Source organism: Propionispira arboris (assembly GCF_900109225.1).
In the GTDB taxonomy this organism is placed as follows: Bacteria; Bacillota; Negativicutes; order Selenomonadales; family Selenomonadaceae; genus Propionispira; species Propionispira arboris.
This window is the reverse complement of sequence record NZ_FNZK01000012.1, coordinates 117,886-134,609: the sequence shown is the minus strand read 5'-3', so window position 1 is coordinate 134,609 and position 16,724 is coordinate 117,886. Positions and strand designations below refer to the sequence as shown.

Genomic DNA, 16,724 nt, shown 5'->3' with positions numbered 1-16,724 from the left:
GGTTCTTTGTCAAGTGTTGGGGTAAAAACATAAAGTGAATTTTTAGCGAGGGGATTTCTCCTCGCTATTTTCTATTTTTATGCAGCCATATAAAGTATCCGATTTCTCATTCGTTTAAATTTTTGTATGCCATAACAAGTCCGTTTGAGTACCTTTGTTCGATTGTTACATCCTTCTATATATCCATTGCTATAACCCGTTGAAATTGCTGCAATAATTTCATTTTTCCATTCGATCACTGTCTTCATTAATTTGTTGAATTGTTTTATATCATATCTCATAACGTTTTCTTGCCACTGTTTAAATCGTTTTACATATTCTACACTATCCGTGCTGTCCATTACTTCATAAAATAATTCTTTTAAACGATAGGCCTGACTTAATTTTTCAGATACAGCCAGCATATTGGCCAATTGTTCTTTATCTTCATCTCGTTTTAAATTTTTATGCCTCTTCAATAAGAGGAACCGGCTCTTTTTAAAATATTTCCGACGGTAGTCCGAAAACTCTTTTTGGACTTCTTTGCGAACACTTTCTAATGCCCAATTCGCAAGCCTGCATGTATGGAATTTATCAGCAATAATCTTAGCATTCGGGAAACTACTTTTAATTACAGAGCGAAATAAACTGCTTAAATCCATAACTACATATTTTACATGGGCTCGCTGCTCTATGGGAAAAGACGCAAAATATTTGCACAGGTCATCCGTTTTTCTGTTTTCTAATATGTCTAAGGGTCTTTTATCCTTCGGATTTACAAGCAAGCATTGAAATTCCTCTCCATCTGCGTTTCCTTTGAATTCATCAATAGACAATACTTCTGGCAGCTGTGGTTTTGGATAGTCGACATGATCGAAAAGACGTAATGCTGTCGTAACAGAAACGTTGGTGTCTTTAGCAATCGCAGAAGCAGACTTTACTTGTGCAAATTGAGAAATAATAAATTGTTTTAGCAACGTCGTCATTCGTTGATATTTCAAAAGAAAAGGATTGTCTTCAAAAAAACGTTTTGAGCAATGCGGACAGACATAGCGTCGTTTGCGCAGGAATAAATCATAAGTTTTATGTAATAAAGGAAGATGTTTTATTTTTTGAAGGCGATAATCATGAACTTTTTGCGTCTGCTGCCCACAGGATGGGCATATATGGAGTTTACGTGGCAATTGAACCGTCAGTGAATTTTCTGTAACATTTATAATAGAAAGGTCTTCCAAGTCTAAGAAAAGTGTAGTAAACTGAATATTGAGCATAAGTGATAACCCCTTTCGGTTAGTGTTGTGGTAACTTTAATTGTAAATGAGTTATTCACTTTATGCTCTATTTTTATGCAAAAAAATATGTTGGAATAAGCAATTTGTTTTTTGCTTACCCCAACATTTATTATAGAACCCTTTTTTGAACATTTGTAAATATTAAGCTGAACTTTTGTTTATTGTTTTCTATAAAAAAAATTGGTTTTATCATAAATAAAAGAGCCGATATTACGGCTCTTTTGGAGACTGTTATTATAGTTTTTGTAAAATCACAGTTTTTATTCCACAGCATTCATCTGATATGTTTCATTTTGTATAAATGCATTAAGAGGAACTCTTGGCTTTTGTTTTGTTTGACCAGCAGGATAGCCTACGACAAGTCCAGCACCGAGAAATGTAAACTTTGCTAAATTAAGTAACTTAGCGGCCTCAGGATGCATAATAAGAGATTCCATCGGCACTACACCAAGCCCCATTGATTCCGCTGCCACAACAGCTGCGCCCATTGCCATACCGCATTCAAAAGTTCCATGCATTATTTGTGTTAAATCCTCATTTCTGATTTCAGCCATATCTTCTTTAATGCTAAGATTCGCAGATTTAGATACATCAACCACAAACATCAAAAACAAAGGTGCCTGCGCCAGCCAGTTATTATCACCAGACAAAGATGCCAAAAACAACTTCATTGCATCATCTTTAATAACAAGGACGGATAGCTCCTGACCAGCTCGGGGTGTCGGCATTGCCATTGCAGCTTCAATAATGGAGTCAACCATTTCCACGGGTACTTCTTTTTTTAAATAATTCCAAATAGATCTATGATTTATGATGGATTTTGTTGTATAATTCATATGTGCCCTCCACAGTACCTTTTATCAGGCTAGCATTTAGTTGATGTTTTGCTAAACTTTTAAAGCTGTATTCACAATAAATACGATCTCAAACACTATTTATTGTACTCAGCTCTTTTCATTGATAAGAATTTAAATTTTTTATACTGTTATGCAGATTTTCTATTCATTCTCCGATAATTTTCCACCAGGATCATTTTACTGTATCCACAAAATGCAGAATTTAAGTTAAGTTTTTAGTGTAATTTGCCGATATAAATAATGAATGTAATAATTTAAGTTAACCAAGGATGCGTTAATTTATTAGACAAGGATGACAAGACCATGAAAATAAGAGCAACCCCTGAAGAATTAGCGACTATTAAATTCGCTATGGAAAAAGAAGAAATGCCGCGAGTTTATAAAAGATACCAAGCCCTTTATTTGTTTCTTTCGGGCAAAACCTGCAAAGAGGTTTCCAGCCTCATTGGACTTACCGATATCACCGTTTGTAATATTCACAGAGCTTATAAAAAAGGTGGTCTTGCCGTGATTCCCGATAAATCAATTCCAGGACGGCCCTCCAGACTAACGCCACAACAACTCAACGAACTAAAGCAAGTCATTTTAAACAATATGCCATCTGATGTTGGTCTTGTAACAAATTTACCATGGACAGCCAACTTGATTGCTGAATATATCAAACGAAAATACGACTATACCTATTCTATTCGGGGAATTACCGGAATGTTAGAACGACTTGGTTTCATTTACGTTCGCCCAACTTATGTACTTGCCCCAGCCAATCAAATCAAATAATATCTTTTTTTCTAAAATCATTGAGGAAAATCATTTTAGATCTGAAGAAATAAAACAAGTTCAAGCTATTGGCATTGCCAATAGCTTTTCTTGTATCTTGTTAATACACGCTTAGTGTGAAGTTATTCAATAAAGACAACTGCACATTTTTTCAAGAAAGCATAGTTTTGGTTTGCCGCTAATATTTTATCGCCGTCCTCTTTAGAAACAACAGGGTTCCTATTGAAATCCATTAAAGAAACTGCTTTCACAATTAAAGGATTAGCTCCGGCATAATCAATATTAGATGGAGAATCCGACTTAGAATAACTAGCCAAACCATTCTTGATAATAGCACTATCGTCTACGTTTTTAGAATTATAAATTGTTCTACCAGAATTATCAAGAATATTTGGTGCCATTGCCCGTTCCAGTCCAAGGCCCCGGCAATCAATCACAACACCCGTAATAGCACCAGCTGGCATTACCGTTGGTGCTGTTGCTGCGGGAGTAACTCCTGCTGCTGGCACAACAGGAGTTTCCGTAACTGCAGGCACAGTGGTCGTTGGAGCAACCGGATCACTTTGACTTGCAAAATCTGGCATAGCAACCTTATCTTGCCAAAGGGCAGATGCTAAACTGTTTCTCTGACCAAAAATTGGCATACAAAGTGTAACCTGGTAATTACCGTTATCAAGCTGCTCTTCATCTGTAATTCGAGCATTGTTAATAGCACCAGATATTGCCGTTTTAATCGTATCTTTTTTTACTGCTAATTGTTGAACTGTCGTATGATTCTCGAGCTCTACCCCATAGACAATCCCCGCTAAATTACGGTACGCATCTACGATTGCCGCACGCCGCGCAAGTGCATCGCCTTGTCCTGCAGTAACGGAAGCGGGTGCTGAACCGATTCCAATTGCTGTAATTGTATTACTGTTCCAATTAATATCCGAAGCGAAACACGTAGTCGATAAAATCAATGAAAACAAAAGTATATATAGCTTTTTCATAAAAAATCGCATCCTTTAAAATAAAATTATTATTGCATATTTAAATCAATTGTACTATTGGTTATTTTCATAATTTGTGATGGCTGCTCTGTATCTTCTGTTACATAGGATGCGAGTGTTTGATTATCCCCTGTAAAACTAAGATCAATAACAGCTGCATTATTTCTAAATTCTCTAATGTAAACATCCTGTACACCAGATATATCGGTCAAATAATCTTTTAACAATGAAAGACTATTTTGATCTTTTATATTATGAACATATATCGTATAATTTTTCGAAGTACTCGCTGCATAATTTAATAGTTTGTTGGCGATATCATGCCCTGCTTTCTCTCCAGTTTTATATTTCGCATTATCAGCAGCTATTTTTTGTGTGATATCAATATTGGTTTCCTGATATGTGCCAAATTGGATTGCTTCACCTGTATCACACTTTGTCGTATTAATAGTAAGTGTAGCATCATTCGCCTTCATTGGCACTTGTGTATCAAACTTAATATCAATATCATTTGCCCTTATACTTCCAGTTACGATATAGTCTAGTTGTTCCTGCGTTCCCAAAAGACCAATGGTATTAAAATCACTCTTCGCTGCAGCAATTTTAAAGCGTTTAGTTTTCGTTGGGTTTAATTGATTCATATTAATAATATGAGAAAAACCTGATTGATTTAGTACGGAAGCAATTGCCGTTTCCACGGCTACATCAGAGACCTTCATCGCATTATTTTGATTCAATACAACAATCCCAATCCGAGGATCATTGATGCCAACATGAATTGCTTTGACTTTGTCAAATCCGGACATAAGTTTTGCATTAGGTTCCATGTCAATGACTACTTTTGTTTTCACCATATATTGATCACCATCATTGAGCGTTTGCAATACTTGATAACTTCTTATAAAACCATTGGAATGCGTATAAATCTGGTCATGTGTCACTCTGGTATTATTAACATGTGTACTGCTGTCAATTGTCATACCCGCAACATTTTCTAATGCATTGCGAAAAGAATCTTGTATTGCTGCTTTACGGGTTGGTCCAGTTCCTTCTGCAATATACTCTAATGCATATACCTGTGCATGCAGCGCTAAGAAAAAAATTGTACATAAAATGCAGTAAATTTTTTTACCATGGAGCCATATTATCATTTTTGCACCAGCCTTTTTCTAATCTACACCTCCTTGTACATAAAATTCCTTTATCTAATGCAATGCTAAATCCCTATTGACTAGCTGCACTATCACCAATTTTTAAATTCCCTATATCCCCGCTAGTAACTGTACCTATGGACATTTTGTTTTCTACACTGGTTATTGTAATCTGACAGACCAGCTTATGTTGTACACCTAAGACCTCTCCTGTCTTAGGATTACAAACTGCTTTACCATCTTTATATACCGTAAAAACCTGTCCAGGTACAACCTGCTTATTTGATCCAGCATCAATATATACAATATTACCGTCAATGCTTGCTATATGTACCGGAATTGGCGATTCATTTAGATTCTTATCTAAAATATCACTAATTTTTTGGGACACAGCTTTCGCCGTTTTCGTATATTCGCTAAACTCTACTTTCCAGATTTTTTTACCTTTCTTATCTTTACCACGTACTTTATTGACAATTCCGTTTGTCGTATCAGCAAAGACAACACTCCCCGAAGTCGTATCAAGGATTTTCCAAAATACAATTATATTGATTTTTGCTTTATCTGCTGCAACATTCGACTGATCTGTAATATGCGAATCAGAAATACTACCTGTTACGATATAATTGATTCCACTGATCCGGCCTAGCTGTGCCGCATTGTCCTTTGCTAGAAGCCCCATACGACTAAGGCCTTGTTCATTGAGAATTGCCGTTAAATCATCACGGTCAATGACATTTAGCTTGGAATTTTTCGATAATTCTGCTACGAGAGAATCCGTTATGAGCTGTTCCAGTCCACGTTGTCCCGAAAGGTTTTTAAAGGTAAGAACACCAACTGATTTTGGTTGTGCTGCATAACCAATTGTTGTAAAAAGAAATAAAAACCCTATAAAAAACAGCAATCCCACAATTTGTTTGTTTTCTAGAATTTTTTTCATTTGTATTACCCTTCTTTATTTAGTTTGATTTATTATTTATCCAAACAATCTTAGAAATATATGATCATCTGAAGTATATATATATTAATATTATTTAATGCAATTATTGTTTTTTAGTTCAATTAATATTACTTAATTCAACTTATATATTACAATAATTTCAAAAAAAGTAAAGTCTTTTTTAGTATTCTTTGCTTTTTTAAGAATAAATGAACCTTTAGTCTGGTTTTTTTGATAAAACTTTTCTGAAATTAAAAAAAAATATATATTTAACAAAAATAAAAAGAGCTCATCCTGTGAGCTCTTTTTATAACCATATCTAGAATATTTTAAATATCCATTAAATACATAAACGTATTTAAAATACAGGATAAGCCAAATCATATTTATTTAGATCCAATAAGTAATATTTCCTATATTTTTTATAATTAGTATGATAACAATTCAGATTTATCACAAAGACTACGTAGGATCATTACCGCCAATTTTCAAAAGTTGATTACGAAACAGGACATCTTTTTTATTCAAATCCGGAAATTTGTCTTCAATTTCATCTAAAATACGCCCTAAATCCGAAAAGATAGCCCCAATTTCCGGGATAGGAAACTGTGTTGCATTTTGAATTGACAGGAAGTATCCCGAAAAATTAACCCTTGTTTCTCTCACTGCCATCAGCAGTGCATCATTTAACAAAGCTTTATTTTCACCATCAATCGTCCGGGCAAAAACAGTTAAACAAAGCTGGACATCATGGACGACTTGCTGAAACTGCTTCCATTCGATATCCAATTCGGCTAAATCAAGCAAGCTCCGGGAAATCCCTCTCACTTGAAGGCTGATATGTTCAAGCCGATTCATGACAAAAGAAAAGTCAACCATTTTGTCACGTTCTTGCCGACGAAACGGCGTATAACGAAAACTTTGCGTAACTTGAATAATCATAAAATGTTCTTTACGAATTTGCTGAACTGCATTCCGGGCCTCATATAATCCAGCAGCTAAATCTTCTTTTGTTTCAGCCTTCCACAAACGTTCTAAATTACTAGTTAAGCACAATATAGATTGCATAACTGCTTTTTTAGCTAAAAAACTGGATGACTCCGCTGGGCTCAAAATAATATTCAAGAAAACAGCAACCATAGCACCAATGATGGTTTCTTCAATGCGCCCAATCATATAGCCCTGACTATGCCCATACTCGAGTACCAAAAGAGTGCTTACACCAATCTGCGAAATAATCTGTGGATGCAAATGAAAAACTCTGCCCACGGCAATTCCCAACCCTATAATGCAAAAAATGCTCCACGCATTGACAATAAAAAAAGAACTGAATGAACCACCAATCGTTACACCAACAATAACACCTAATATCCGATATACACCTTTTTCTACGGAATCAGCGATTGTCACCTGCGTTGTTAAAATCGCCGCTAAAGGTGCAAAAATCGGGTATGGATTTTCTGTTACACTGGAAGCAACAAACCAGGATAAACCTGCCGCTAATGCTATTTTAAAAACTTCTAAAGTAATACCTAATCGTCGTAAGATGTGGTTCACATCATACACCATAAAAAAACTCCTCCTATAAAACCTATGCGCTAAACAGTAACGTAACTTTGCAAATTCAGTAAAAAAAACAAATCATTTTTAATTATACTCCCTGTCTCGTCATTATTCAATCAAAACACAAGATTCGTATCAAGCATTTCTATTTAGATATCTGACGTCCTCATATTAAGAGGTTTTACAGTGTCTTTATATTTTAACAGCAGGATATTATCTACACTTTAGAGAAATATTAAAGAAAGTCTCATCAAAAAATGATGAACCGTATTAACATATATGAAATGTTATCGTATAAGGAGTGGTTCTATCTCTATGTTTATCGATGAATTTAAGAAATTTATCATGCGTGGCAACGTTTTAGATATGGCAATCGGGATTATTATCGGTGCCGCTTTTAATAAAATTGTCTCTTCATTTGTCTCAAATATTTTGATGCCGCCACTTGGTTTATTGGTCGGTAAAGTCGATTTTTCAAATTTATTCATCAACCTTTCTGGGGAAAAAGTACAAACCATCGCCGAAGCACAAGCAGCTAACGTGCCAGTGATTGCCTATGGCTTGTTTCTAAATACAATTATTGATTTTTTAATTGTTTCATTTGCTATTTTTATTATGATTAAACAAATTAATCGTTTTGCAGCCAAAAAAGAAGAACCGCTGCCGAATACTCGAAAGTGTCCTTATTGCTTTTCAGAAATTCATGATTTGGCGACACGTTGTCCGCATTGTACCTCATCGTTAAACAAAAAACAAAATAGTCCCTAAAAGATTTTTATAGAAATGGAGAAAAAACCATGCTTACAATTAAGGAGCTGTATCAAAAAGCATTAAAAGAATCTACGGGGAAAGAAGATTTTACGTATGATCCAAGTCAATTAAATTGTCTGTTTGAACCAAAGGAATATCCTATAACCTGGGAATTGAGTGATATCCTTACACCAGCAGGAATACCTTTATCGGGCACCACAATCACCAAAGACACCTTGGCTGTTTTAAATGCTTTAGCCAGCCATAAAGGAAAACGTGCTTTTATTTTGATTGCACCAGCCTTTTTAGGACAATTTAGTGACCAGGTATCACCTGGAATGATCCGTACCGCTTTTAAGAAAATCGGCTTCAACGGACTGCTCGAAGTTGCTGTTTTTGCTGATATTCTTACACTACGCGAAGCCTTGGAATTTGACCATAATATCCATTCAAACAATGATTATCAGTTGACAAGCTGCTGCTGCCCTATGTGGATTGCTATGATCAAAAAATTATATACCGATTTAATGCCGCATGTGCCAGCAACTGTATCTCCCATGATTGCAGCCGGGCGAACCGTCAAGATACTGCATCCAGATGCACTTACTGTTTTTGTCGGTCCGTGTATGGCAAAAAAAGCGGAAGCACGAGAAAAAGATATTGCCGGGGCTGTTGATTATGTATTAACATTTCAAGAAACAAAAGAGTTATTTAAACTCTTACATGTAAATCTCACGCAAATGGAAGATAATGTAAAAGAGTTTTCTTCAAAAGCTGGTCGAATTTATGCTCGAACTGGCGGTGTTAGTGAAGCCGTAAAATCAACATTAGCTCGGCTTAGTCCAAACCGCCATATTGCAATACGTTCCCAGCAAGCTGACGGTGTCCCAGATTGTAAGAAAATGATTACGGATTTAATTGAAGGAAAAACACAAGCAAACTTTTTTGAAGGTATGGGCTGCATAGGCGGTTGTGTGGGGGGACCAAAATCATTACTTGAGCCAGATAAAGCACGCGACAAAGTAAATCAATATGGAGATAAAGCTATCTATGAAACACCTCTGGATAATCCTTATGTATTAGAGTTGTTATACCGCCTCAATTTTACAACACTCGAAAGCCTCATGAGTGATAATGAATTCTTTACACGCAAATTTTAAATATAATTTGCGTGTAAAGAACTTATACACTGATTATTTTTTAATTCTTCTTCTTTTTTCCATATAATTGAGTTATAATATGAATTAAGTCATCGTGCAGTTGACTAATTGATTGTTTCTACACTCTTGATCGTATAGATGCCTTTCTATACGATCTTTTTTTGTTTAAAATTTTATAACAGGAACGAAAAATTCCCATTGCGTCCCCTCACATACACATGGTATAATATATGTAATAAATATTTCTCAATCCTTACCTGCATTGGCTGCCACCAGTGCAGGCTTTTTATTATAAAACATACATAAAAACGGACGAAACAAGCCTGAAATGCTTGTTTCGTCCGTTTTTTAGTTTTCCAAATTACGAATTTGGTTTTATGTCAATGATACCATAATGAACATGGCTGTATTTCCCGCCAACAACCCTGTTTGCGCCCAAACGCACAAATTCAAGACTTCGACTATTTTCTTTCACGACCACACATTGTCTTGCCACTCGCCTGGCTTCGTTGATTGCCTCTATCGTAACAGCACGATGATCAGCAAGGGCACGTAAAGGCAATAGATGCAAACTTTCTTTAAGGGGATGACGAAACATCGGATCAAAGTAAACAACATCAAAACTTTTATCTGGCAGCAATTTTAAATAGTTTCCATATTCTTGCTGGATGACCTCAATCCGTTTCATAGCCGCCTGTAAACCGAGTGGTTCTAGCGTTGAAAAATTTTTCAGACCATCCTGAACAACTGCCGCCATAAGTACCTTGGCTTCAAGACCAACAACTCGCCCCCTTACTCCAACAACAAAGCTTGCGATAATTGCATCGGAAGCCATCCCCAATGTGCAGTCAAGAACTTCCATTCCGGCTTTCAACTGCATAGCCTCAATCATATTATCCTTCTGCCCCTTGAGCAAATTTTTCAATCGAAGCTGGGCCATATTCGGATGGAAAAAAAAGTCACCTTCCGGCGTAGCTAAAACAAGCCCTGTTTTCTTAACAACTAAAACAAACGGGGTCTGGTAAGTCGTTTGAATACTCTCAATTGATAAATTTTCCCGGGCAATAAATAAAAGATTCAATTCGGCTGCTTTTTGTTTTGCAGTTTGCACTACCATTGCATTATATTTGTGACCTGTCGTCACAATACATTGTATCGACTGCATCGACTATGTCCTTTTAAACATTTTGGCAAGTTCAGCAGCACCAAACTTAATAATCGTCGGTCTGCCATGTGGACACGTATAGGGAAGGGTTGTATTGGTAAGTTCATCCAATATAATTTGCATTTGCCTTATATTTAGTGTATCACCGGCTTTAATAGCCGCCCGACAAGCTGTTGTAGCCAGACAAGCATGGCGAATTTCCTGTGCTGTCAGGTTATGCATATTTTGCAGTGATTCTAAAATTTCACGAATGATGGCCTCCGCCTCACCAACTGGTATATCAGAAGGAATTTCTTTTAAACGCATCTGCTCAGGTCCACTCGCATCCATATCAAACCCTAAACTTTGAAAGAGCTCTTGGTTATCCAAAATCAATGTACATTCTTTGTCATCAAAATCAAGTAAAAGATGAACTAATAATTGCTGTGATGGAATCTTATCCGCCAGTGCGGCAAAACGATCATAAAGAATGCGTTCATGTGCTGCATGCTGGTCAACAATATAGAGACCCTTCGGATCTTGCGCTACAATATAGCAGTTATCCACCTGCCCCATGGGCGTAAGGGTTCCTTCATAAATGATTTGCGGTAAATCCGTTGCCGCATGTCCTGCACTTTCCATTATTTCTGGCATTTTTGCAGAAACCGACAAAGACTCACCTTGCCGATTATCCTGTGACAAGTCTTCTGACTTAGGCAGCGATGCATTTAAAATTGCTTGCGCCTGCGAAAAACTCACCGTATTTTCTCGTACGATTGGCGATGGCGGTACCAGAGGATTATAGGCTGTAACAGCCGTTTGATGTGGAACAGCAAAATGCATAGGTTCTATCGTATAGTGCCGTTCGGGGTTCGCCACAGGTGCAGCAACAAAGTCTAAAGACTGTCCAGCCGGACGGATCGCATCAAGTACAGACTTGTAAACTGCTTTAAAGATACGTCCTTCATCTTCAAATTTCATTTCACTTTTCTGCGGATGCACGTTGACATCAATCGTATTTTGCGGCACTTCAATTTTAAGTACGGCTAAAGGATAACCTGATTTCGGCAAAAGTGAATGATATGCATTGTCAATTGCTTTTCCAATGGATCGACTAGATATGATACGCCCATTAACAATAAAGGTCTGCCAAGTCCGGCTGCTGCGAATCATCGACGGTTTTGTCAAAAAGCCAGTAATTTTAATATCTATATCTTCAAATTCCACACCCAAAAGTTCCTCGCTGACTTTAGCGCCGTAAATACTTTGAATCACATCATATTGTGACCCATTACCCGGTGTAGACAAAACCAATTTATTATTATTAATAAATTTAAAGGAAATTTCTGGATTAGACAATGCCAGTTTTATGATGAAATCATTAATTTTTGAGCCTTCTGTCACTGGCGTCTTCATGAATTTTTTGCGAGCAGGTGTATTAAAAAATAAATCTTCTACTTTAATGGTGGTTCCAATATTGCAGCCAGCTTCACGCAAGTCCTCTACTTTACCACCCTTGATTTCCACCAATGTGCCAAATTCACTGTCCCGTTGCCGTGTCATTAACGAAAAGCGCGAAACGGATGCAATGGTCGGCAAGGCTTCACCGCGAAACCCCAGTGTATTAATGGTGTTCAAATCACTTACTTCCTGAATTTTGCTTGTTGCATGACGTAAAATAGCTAACTTGGCATCTTCCGTACTCATACCGCGCCCATTATCCGTAACGCGCATAAAGCTTGTACCACCAGCCATAATTTCAACTTCCACTTTATTGCTGCCGGCATCAATCGAGTTTTCGACTAATTCCTTAACAACCGATGCCGGGCGCTCGACAACTTCCCCTGCAGCAATTTTATTAATGGTGCTTTCATCTAAAACATGTATGATACTCATTTTTTACCAGCCTCACCTTTTGCCTGTTTTTGCAATTTATATAGCTCATTCATTGCCTCCAAAGGTGTCATTGTCATAATATCCAGGGCTAATATATCGGCACTAAGCGATGAAGAAAAAAGTGAATCCATTGGACCTTCATTAGTCAAAGCCTGCTCTGTTACGATAGCATCATCTTGCAATGGTTTGATCTGTAACTGCTCTGCTGTATGCTGCGATTCCAATTCTTCAAGAATCTTTTTCGCCCCTCCGTTACATTTTTCGGTAGTCCCGCGAGTTTTGCCACATGGATACCATAAGACTTATCGGCACTGCCTGCCACAATACGACGCAAAAATACAACTTGGCTGCCACGTTCTTTCACAGCAACACAGTAATTTTTAATGCGATTATCTGATTCTTCTAAATCAGTAAGTTCATGATAATGTGTCGCAAATAATGTTTTTGCCCCAATCTTATCACGCATATGTTCAATCACAGCCCGGGCAATGCTCATACCATCAAATGTACTCGTACCGCGACCAATTTCATCGAGAATCACCAGGCTGTTTTTTGTCGCATATTTTAATATTTGTGCTACCTCATTCATTTCAACCATAAATGTACTCTGGCCGCTTACGAGATCATCACTGGCCCCGATCCGCGTAAAGATACGATCCACTGGTGAAATATAGGCCTCCCGCGCTGGCAGGAAGCTTCCCATTTGTGCCATAAGCGTTAAGAGTGCTGTTTGACGCATATACGTTGATTTACCAGCCATATTCGGTCCAGTAATCACGATAATTTCGCTATCATGATGATTCAAATTTGTATCATTTGGCACAAATAAATCCCGTGTCAAAATACGCTCTACCAAGGGATGACGACCATCTTTAATAACAATTTCTCCATTGTTCGTCAAATTCGGGCGCGTATAATTATATTGGCTGGCAGCCTCAGCAAGGCTTACTAGCGTATCAACAATAGCAATTCGATGTGCCGTTTGTTGAATACTGCTGAGTTTTGCTTTGATCTGTTCACGAACAACCGTGAAGAGTTGATATTCAATATTCACGATTTTTTCCTGAGCACCTAAAATTTTTGTTTCAAACTCTTTCAGCTCCGGTGTAATATAACGCTCTGCATTTGCTAACGTCTGTTTGCGAATAAAATGCGCTGGTACCGAATCCGTGCCACTATGACGAACTTCGATATAGTAACCAAAAACCTTATTGTAACCGATTTTTAGGGATTTGATTCCTGTCGTTTCTTTTTCACGTTCTTCCATATCCTGTAAAAGTTTTTTACTATCCCGCGAAATCAATCGGTATTCATCGAGTTCTGCATTATAGCCATCCTTAATCAGACCGCCATCACGTAGAGAAATCCCTGGTTCATCAACAATTGCCCGTGTCAGCAAATCCACAACTTCATCATATAACTCAATCGAATTATAACAAGCATTTAGCAGTTTTGACTTGGCAGTTTCCAGTTCATTTTTAATTCCTGGCAAAGATGCCAGCGAAACCTTTAGCGAAATCAAATCCCTGGCATTTGCTGTTCCGACTTCAATTCTGGTAAGCAAACGCTCAAAGTCATAAATATCACGCAGGCGCTCCGTCAGTGTATTCCGCATCGCAAAGCCTTCGAGCAATTCGGTCACAGCATCAAGTCGATCATTTATTTTTACAATATTAAGCAATGGGTATTCCAGCCATTTTTTTAGCAGACGACTGCCCATAGCCGTCTGGGTAAAATCAAGGACAGCCAGCAGTGTATCTTTCTTTCCGCCATCGCGCAGATTACGGGTAATTTCCAGATTACGCAGCGTATAGGTATCCACTACCAAATTTTCTGAGGCATCTAAATAACTTAATTTGTTTAAATGCGTCAAATCTGTTTTCACCGTATCATGCAAATAAGCAAGCAAGGTTGCTACCGCTGCTTTTGCTATATCGATGATTGGTCGATTATGGCTGTCGAAATGCTGTACAATGAGATCTTCCACAGCTTTGGTTGCTTGATCAAGTATCGTAAATGTACAACTGGTAAGCCGCAAATCAACAAATTCTTTCAATTCAGCCTGATACGAAAATGCCCCAACAATAATAATTTCTGGCATCATCAAACGATAAAGTTCATCAAAGAGCATTTGTTTACGGTCAGGACCTTGATAAAGCCCATAAAAACATTCACCAGTTGATATATCCGCCCCAGCTAGGGCAATCTGTTCCTCTTTTTCATAAAGCAATGCAATATAATTATTTTTCGAATCGGTAAGCACAGATTCGGACAAAACGGTTCCTGGTGTAATAATTTTAACTACATCCCGTTTAACAAGGCCTTTGGCTTTTGGATCACCAATCTGTTCACAGATAGCCACTTTATAACCCTTGTTAATCAGCTTTGTAATATACGTTTCAGCCGCATGATACGGAATTCCGCACATTGGAATGCGTTCTGCCATCCCGGCATCACGGCCAGTTAATGTTATCTCTAATTCTCGTGATGCAAGTTTCGCATCTTCAAAAAACATTTCATAAAAATCGCCTAACCTAAAAAATAAAATTTCATTAGGGTGACGACTTTTTGTTTCGCGATACTGCTGCATCATTGGTGTTAAAGTCGCCATAAAATGCCTCCTGTTTAAGTTCTGAGGACAATTTTTCTGTAAACAGCCTCAGCCTAACGTTATCTATACTAAACTCATACCTAATCAGCTATGAGTTCCCCTTTCAAAATCCAGGTTTGTGCATGGGTCACTTTCACTCGCACAAAATCTCCTATATTTTCCGTACCTTGCTTATTCCAAAGCACAATTTTATTCGTTCGCGTCCTACCCGATAGAACATTTTCTTCCGTACGACTTGGACCTTCAACCATAACTTCAAGGATCTTACCATCTAGCTGTTGATTGATCTCGAGACTAATTTGGTTTTGCACATCCATTAGCATTTGCAGGCGTTTCTTTTTGACATCCTGTGGTACTTGATTTTCCATCGTCGCTGCTGGCGTTCCAGATCGTTTCGAATAAAGGAACGTATAGGCCATATCATAGCGAATTTCTTTTAAGAAATCGAGCATCTGTTGAAAATCTTCTTCCGTTTCACCCGGAAAACCAACAATCAGATCCGTCGTAATACTTGCCAGAGGCACAGCATCACGAATTTTCTTCACAAGATCACGATAATATTCAATCGTATAACCACGATTCATCGCTTTTAAGAGTTTATTGCTGCCATATTGAATTGGCAAATGGAATTGTTCACAGATATGTGTACTATTTTTTATTACGGCAATCGCTTTATCACTTAAATCACGAGGATGTGAAGTCATATAACGAACCCGTTCAATCCCTTTTACTTCATCGACTGCCTTCAATAGATCGGCAAAATCCGGCCCCTTCTGATCTTTACCATACGAATTAACATTTTGTCCAAGCAAAGTCACTTCTTTGAAACCTTTTGCTATAACGTCTTTTACTTCGCCTACAACATCATCTAAAGCACGACTACGTTCCCGTCCACGAACATATGGAACAATACAGTATGTACAAAAATTATTGCAGCCATACATAATCGGCACCCAAGCAGAAATTGATCCGTTCCGCTGCGTTGGTATATTCCGTGGTATATCTGAATCTCCTGTCGATAATTCCACGACATGTCCATTCGATGCATGGACTTCTTTAATTACATTAAGAAGTTCATGCACCTTATTCGTTCCTAAAACAAAATCAATATGCGGTGCTTTAATAAATAAAGCATCCCCGTCTTTTTGCGCCATACAACCGGTAATACCAAAAATTAAATTAGGATTTTCCAGCTTAAGACGTTTAATCTCACCGATTTTTCCATGAATTTTATTTTCAGCGCTCTCTCGCACGCAGCATGTATTAAGTATAATCAAATCTGCTATTTCCATATTGTCGGTTTTGCTATAACCCATCGTCTTCAATTGGCCTTCCATACGTTCAGAATCACTGGTATTCATCTGACACCCGTATGTCGCGAGATATACGGTTTTTTTATTCGTATTTTCTGTATTATTGTTCACTGTCATAAAAAACAATTTCCCCCGTACTTTATTGATATAGTCTAATATTTAATTTTATCATATTTTAATTGTAAAAACATCTTTAAGAAAAATATTATTATCATTTTTATGCAAAAAAATATGTTAGAATAAGCAATTTGTTTTTTTGCTTACCCCAACATGTATTATAGAATCATTTTTCGATTGTT

At 37.4% G+C, this 16,724-nt stretch carries 12 protein-coding genes and 1 pseudogene; 3 read left to right on the top strand and 10 right to left on the bottom strand.

Annotated elements, in window-relative coordinates; all coding sequences use genetic code 11:
* Positions 1 to 77: 77 nt before the first annotated feature.
* A complete protein-coding gene (locus BMY14_RS12635; protein WP_091829731.1) occupies positions 78 to 1,250 on the bottom strand; it encodes an ISL3 family transposase in 1,173 nt (390 codons plus the stop codon).
* A 281-nt stretch (positions 1,251 to 1,531) separates the two neighbouring features.
* The gene (locus BMY14_RS12630) at positions 1,532 to 2,107 is read right to left on the bottom strand and encodes a nitroreductase family protein (protein ID WP_091832360.1); all 576 of its coding nucleotides are present in this window, start codon (positions 2,105 to 2,107) and stop codon (positions 1,532 to 1,534) included.
* A 324-nt stretch (positions 2,108 to 2,431) separates the two neighbouring features.
* Here BMY14_RS12630 and BMY14_RS12625 point away from each other — a divergent pair, with 324 nt between their 5' ends.
* Positions 2,432 to 2,905 carry a helix-turn-helix domain-containing protein gene (locus BMY14_RS12625; protein ID WP_091832357.1) on the top strand — a complete coding sequence of 158 codons (474 nt, stop codon included), beginning with the start codon at positions 2,432 to 2,434 and terminating at the stop codon, positions 2,903 to 2,905.
* 122 nt (positions 2,906 to 3,027) lie between these two features.
* On the opposite strand, the gene BMY14_RS12620 is transcribed toward BMY14_RS12625, so the two are convergent.
* The 4 genes from BMY14_RS12620 to BMY14_RS12600 all read right to left on the bottom strand — a co-directional run bounded on the left by BMY14_RS12620 (position 3,028) and on the right by BMY14_RS12600 (position 7,557).
* A complete protein-coding gene (locus BMY14_RS12620) occupies positions 3,028 to 3,897 on the bottom strand; it encodes an LPP20 family lipoprotein (RefSeq protein ID WP_177177585.1) in 870 nt (289 codons plus the stop codon).
* 29 nt (positions 3,898 to 3,926) lie between these two features.
* Positions 3,927 to 5,048, bottom strand: a complete 1,122-nt coding sequence (locus BMY14_RS12615; RefSeq protein ID WP_091832351.1) for a serpin family protein — start codon at positions 5,046 to 5,048, stop codon at positions 3,927 to 3,929.
* A gap of 73 nt (positions 5,049 to 5,121) precedes the next feature.
* On the bottom strand, positions 5,122 to 5,988 hold the full coding sequence (locus tag BMY14_RS12610) for a CsgG/HfaB family protein (RefSeq protein WP_091832348.1): 867 nt from the start codon (positions 5,986 to 5,988) through the stop codon (positions 5,122 to 5,124).
* 462 nt (positions 5,989 to 6,450) lie between these two features.
* Positions 6,451 to 7,557, bottom strand: a complete 1,107-nt coding sequence (locus BMY14_RS12600; RefSeq protein ID WP_091832342.1) for an FUSC family protein — start codon at positions 7,555 to 7,557, stop codon at positions 6,451 to 6,453.
* Positions 7,558 to 7,866: 309 nt separating this feature from the next.
* Between BMY14_RS12600 and mscL the strand changes: the two genes are divergently transcribed.
* Both mscL and BMY14_RS12590 read left to right on the top strand, forming a co-directional pair.
* Positions 7,867 to 8,319: a large-conductance mechanosensitive channel protein MscL gene (gene mscL, locus BMY14_RS12595; protein WP_091832339.1), complete on the top strand. Its 453-nt coding sequence runs from the start codon at positions 7,867 to 7,869 to the stop codon at positions 8,317 to 8,319.
* A gap of 29 nt (positions 8,320 to 8,348) precedes the next feature.
* Positions 8,349 to 9,461 (top strand): [Fe-Fe] hydrogenase large subunit C-terminal domain-containing protein, encoded by a 1,113-nt coding sequence (locus tag BMY14_RS12590; protein WP_091832337.1) that lies wholly within the window; start codon positions 8,349 to 8,351, stop codon positions 9,459 to 9,461.
* 361 nt (positions 9,462 to 9,822) lie between these two features.
* Here BMY14_RS12590 and BMY14_RS12585 read toward each other — a convergent pair whose 3' ends face one another.
* From BMY14_RS12585 to miaB, 4 genes and pseudogenes are all read right to left on the bottom strand, one after another.
* Complete coding sequence (locus tag BMY14_RS12585; protein WP_091832334.1) at positions 9,823 to 10,626, bottom strand: class I SAM-dependent methyltransferase; 804 nt, start codon at positions 10,624 to 10,626, stop codon at positions 9,823 to 9,825.
* 3 nt (positions 10,627 to 10,629) lie between these two features.
* Positions 10,630 to 12,501: a DNA mismatch repair endonuclease MutL gene (gene mutL / locus BMY14_RS12580; protein WP_091832331.1), complete on the bottom strand. Its 1,872-nt coding sequence runs from the start codon at positions 12,499 to 12,501 to the stop codon at positions 10,630 to 10,632.
* Positions 12,498 to 15,112, bottom strand: a pseudogene (mutS, locus tag BMY14_RS12575) (DNA mismatch repair protein MutS). Before mutS ends, mutL begins: the two are co-directional and overlap by 4 nt.
* Positions 15,113 to 15,192: 80 nt before the next feature.
* The gene (gene miaB / locus BMY14_RS12570) at positions 15,193 to 16,542 is read right to left on the bottom strand and encodes a tRNA (N6-isopentenyl adenosine(37)-C2)-methylthiotransferase MiaB (RefSeq protein ID WP_091832328.1); all 1,350 of its coding nucleotides are present in this window, start codon (positions 16,540 to 16,542) and stop codon (positions 15,193 to 15,195) included.
* Between the last annotated feature and the right edge of the window lie 182 nt (positions 16,543 to 16,724).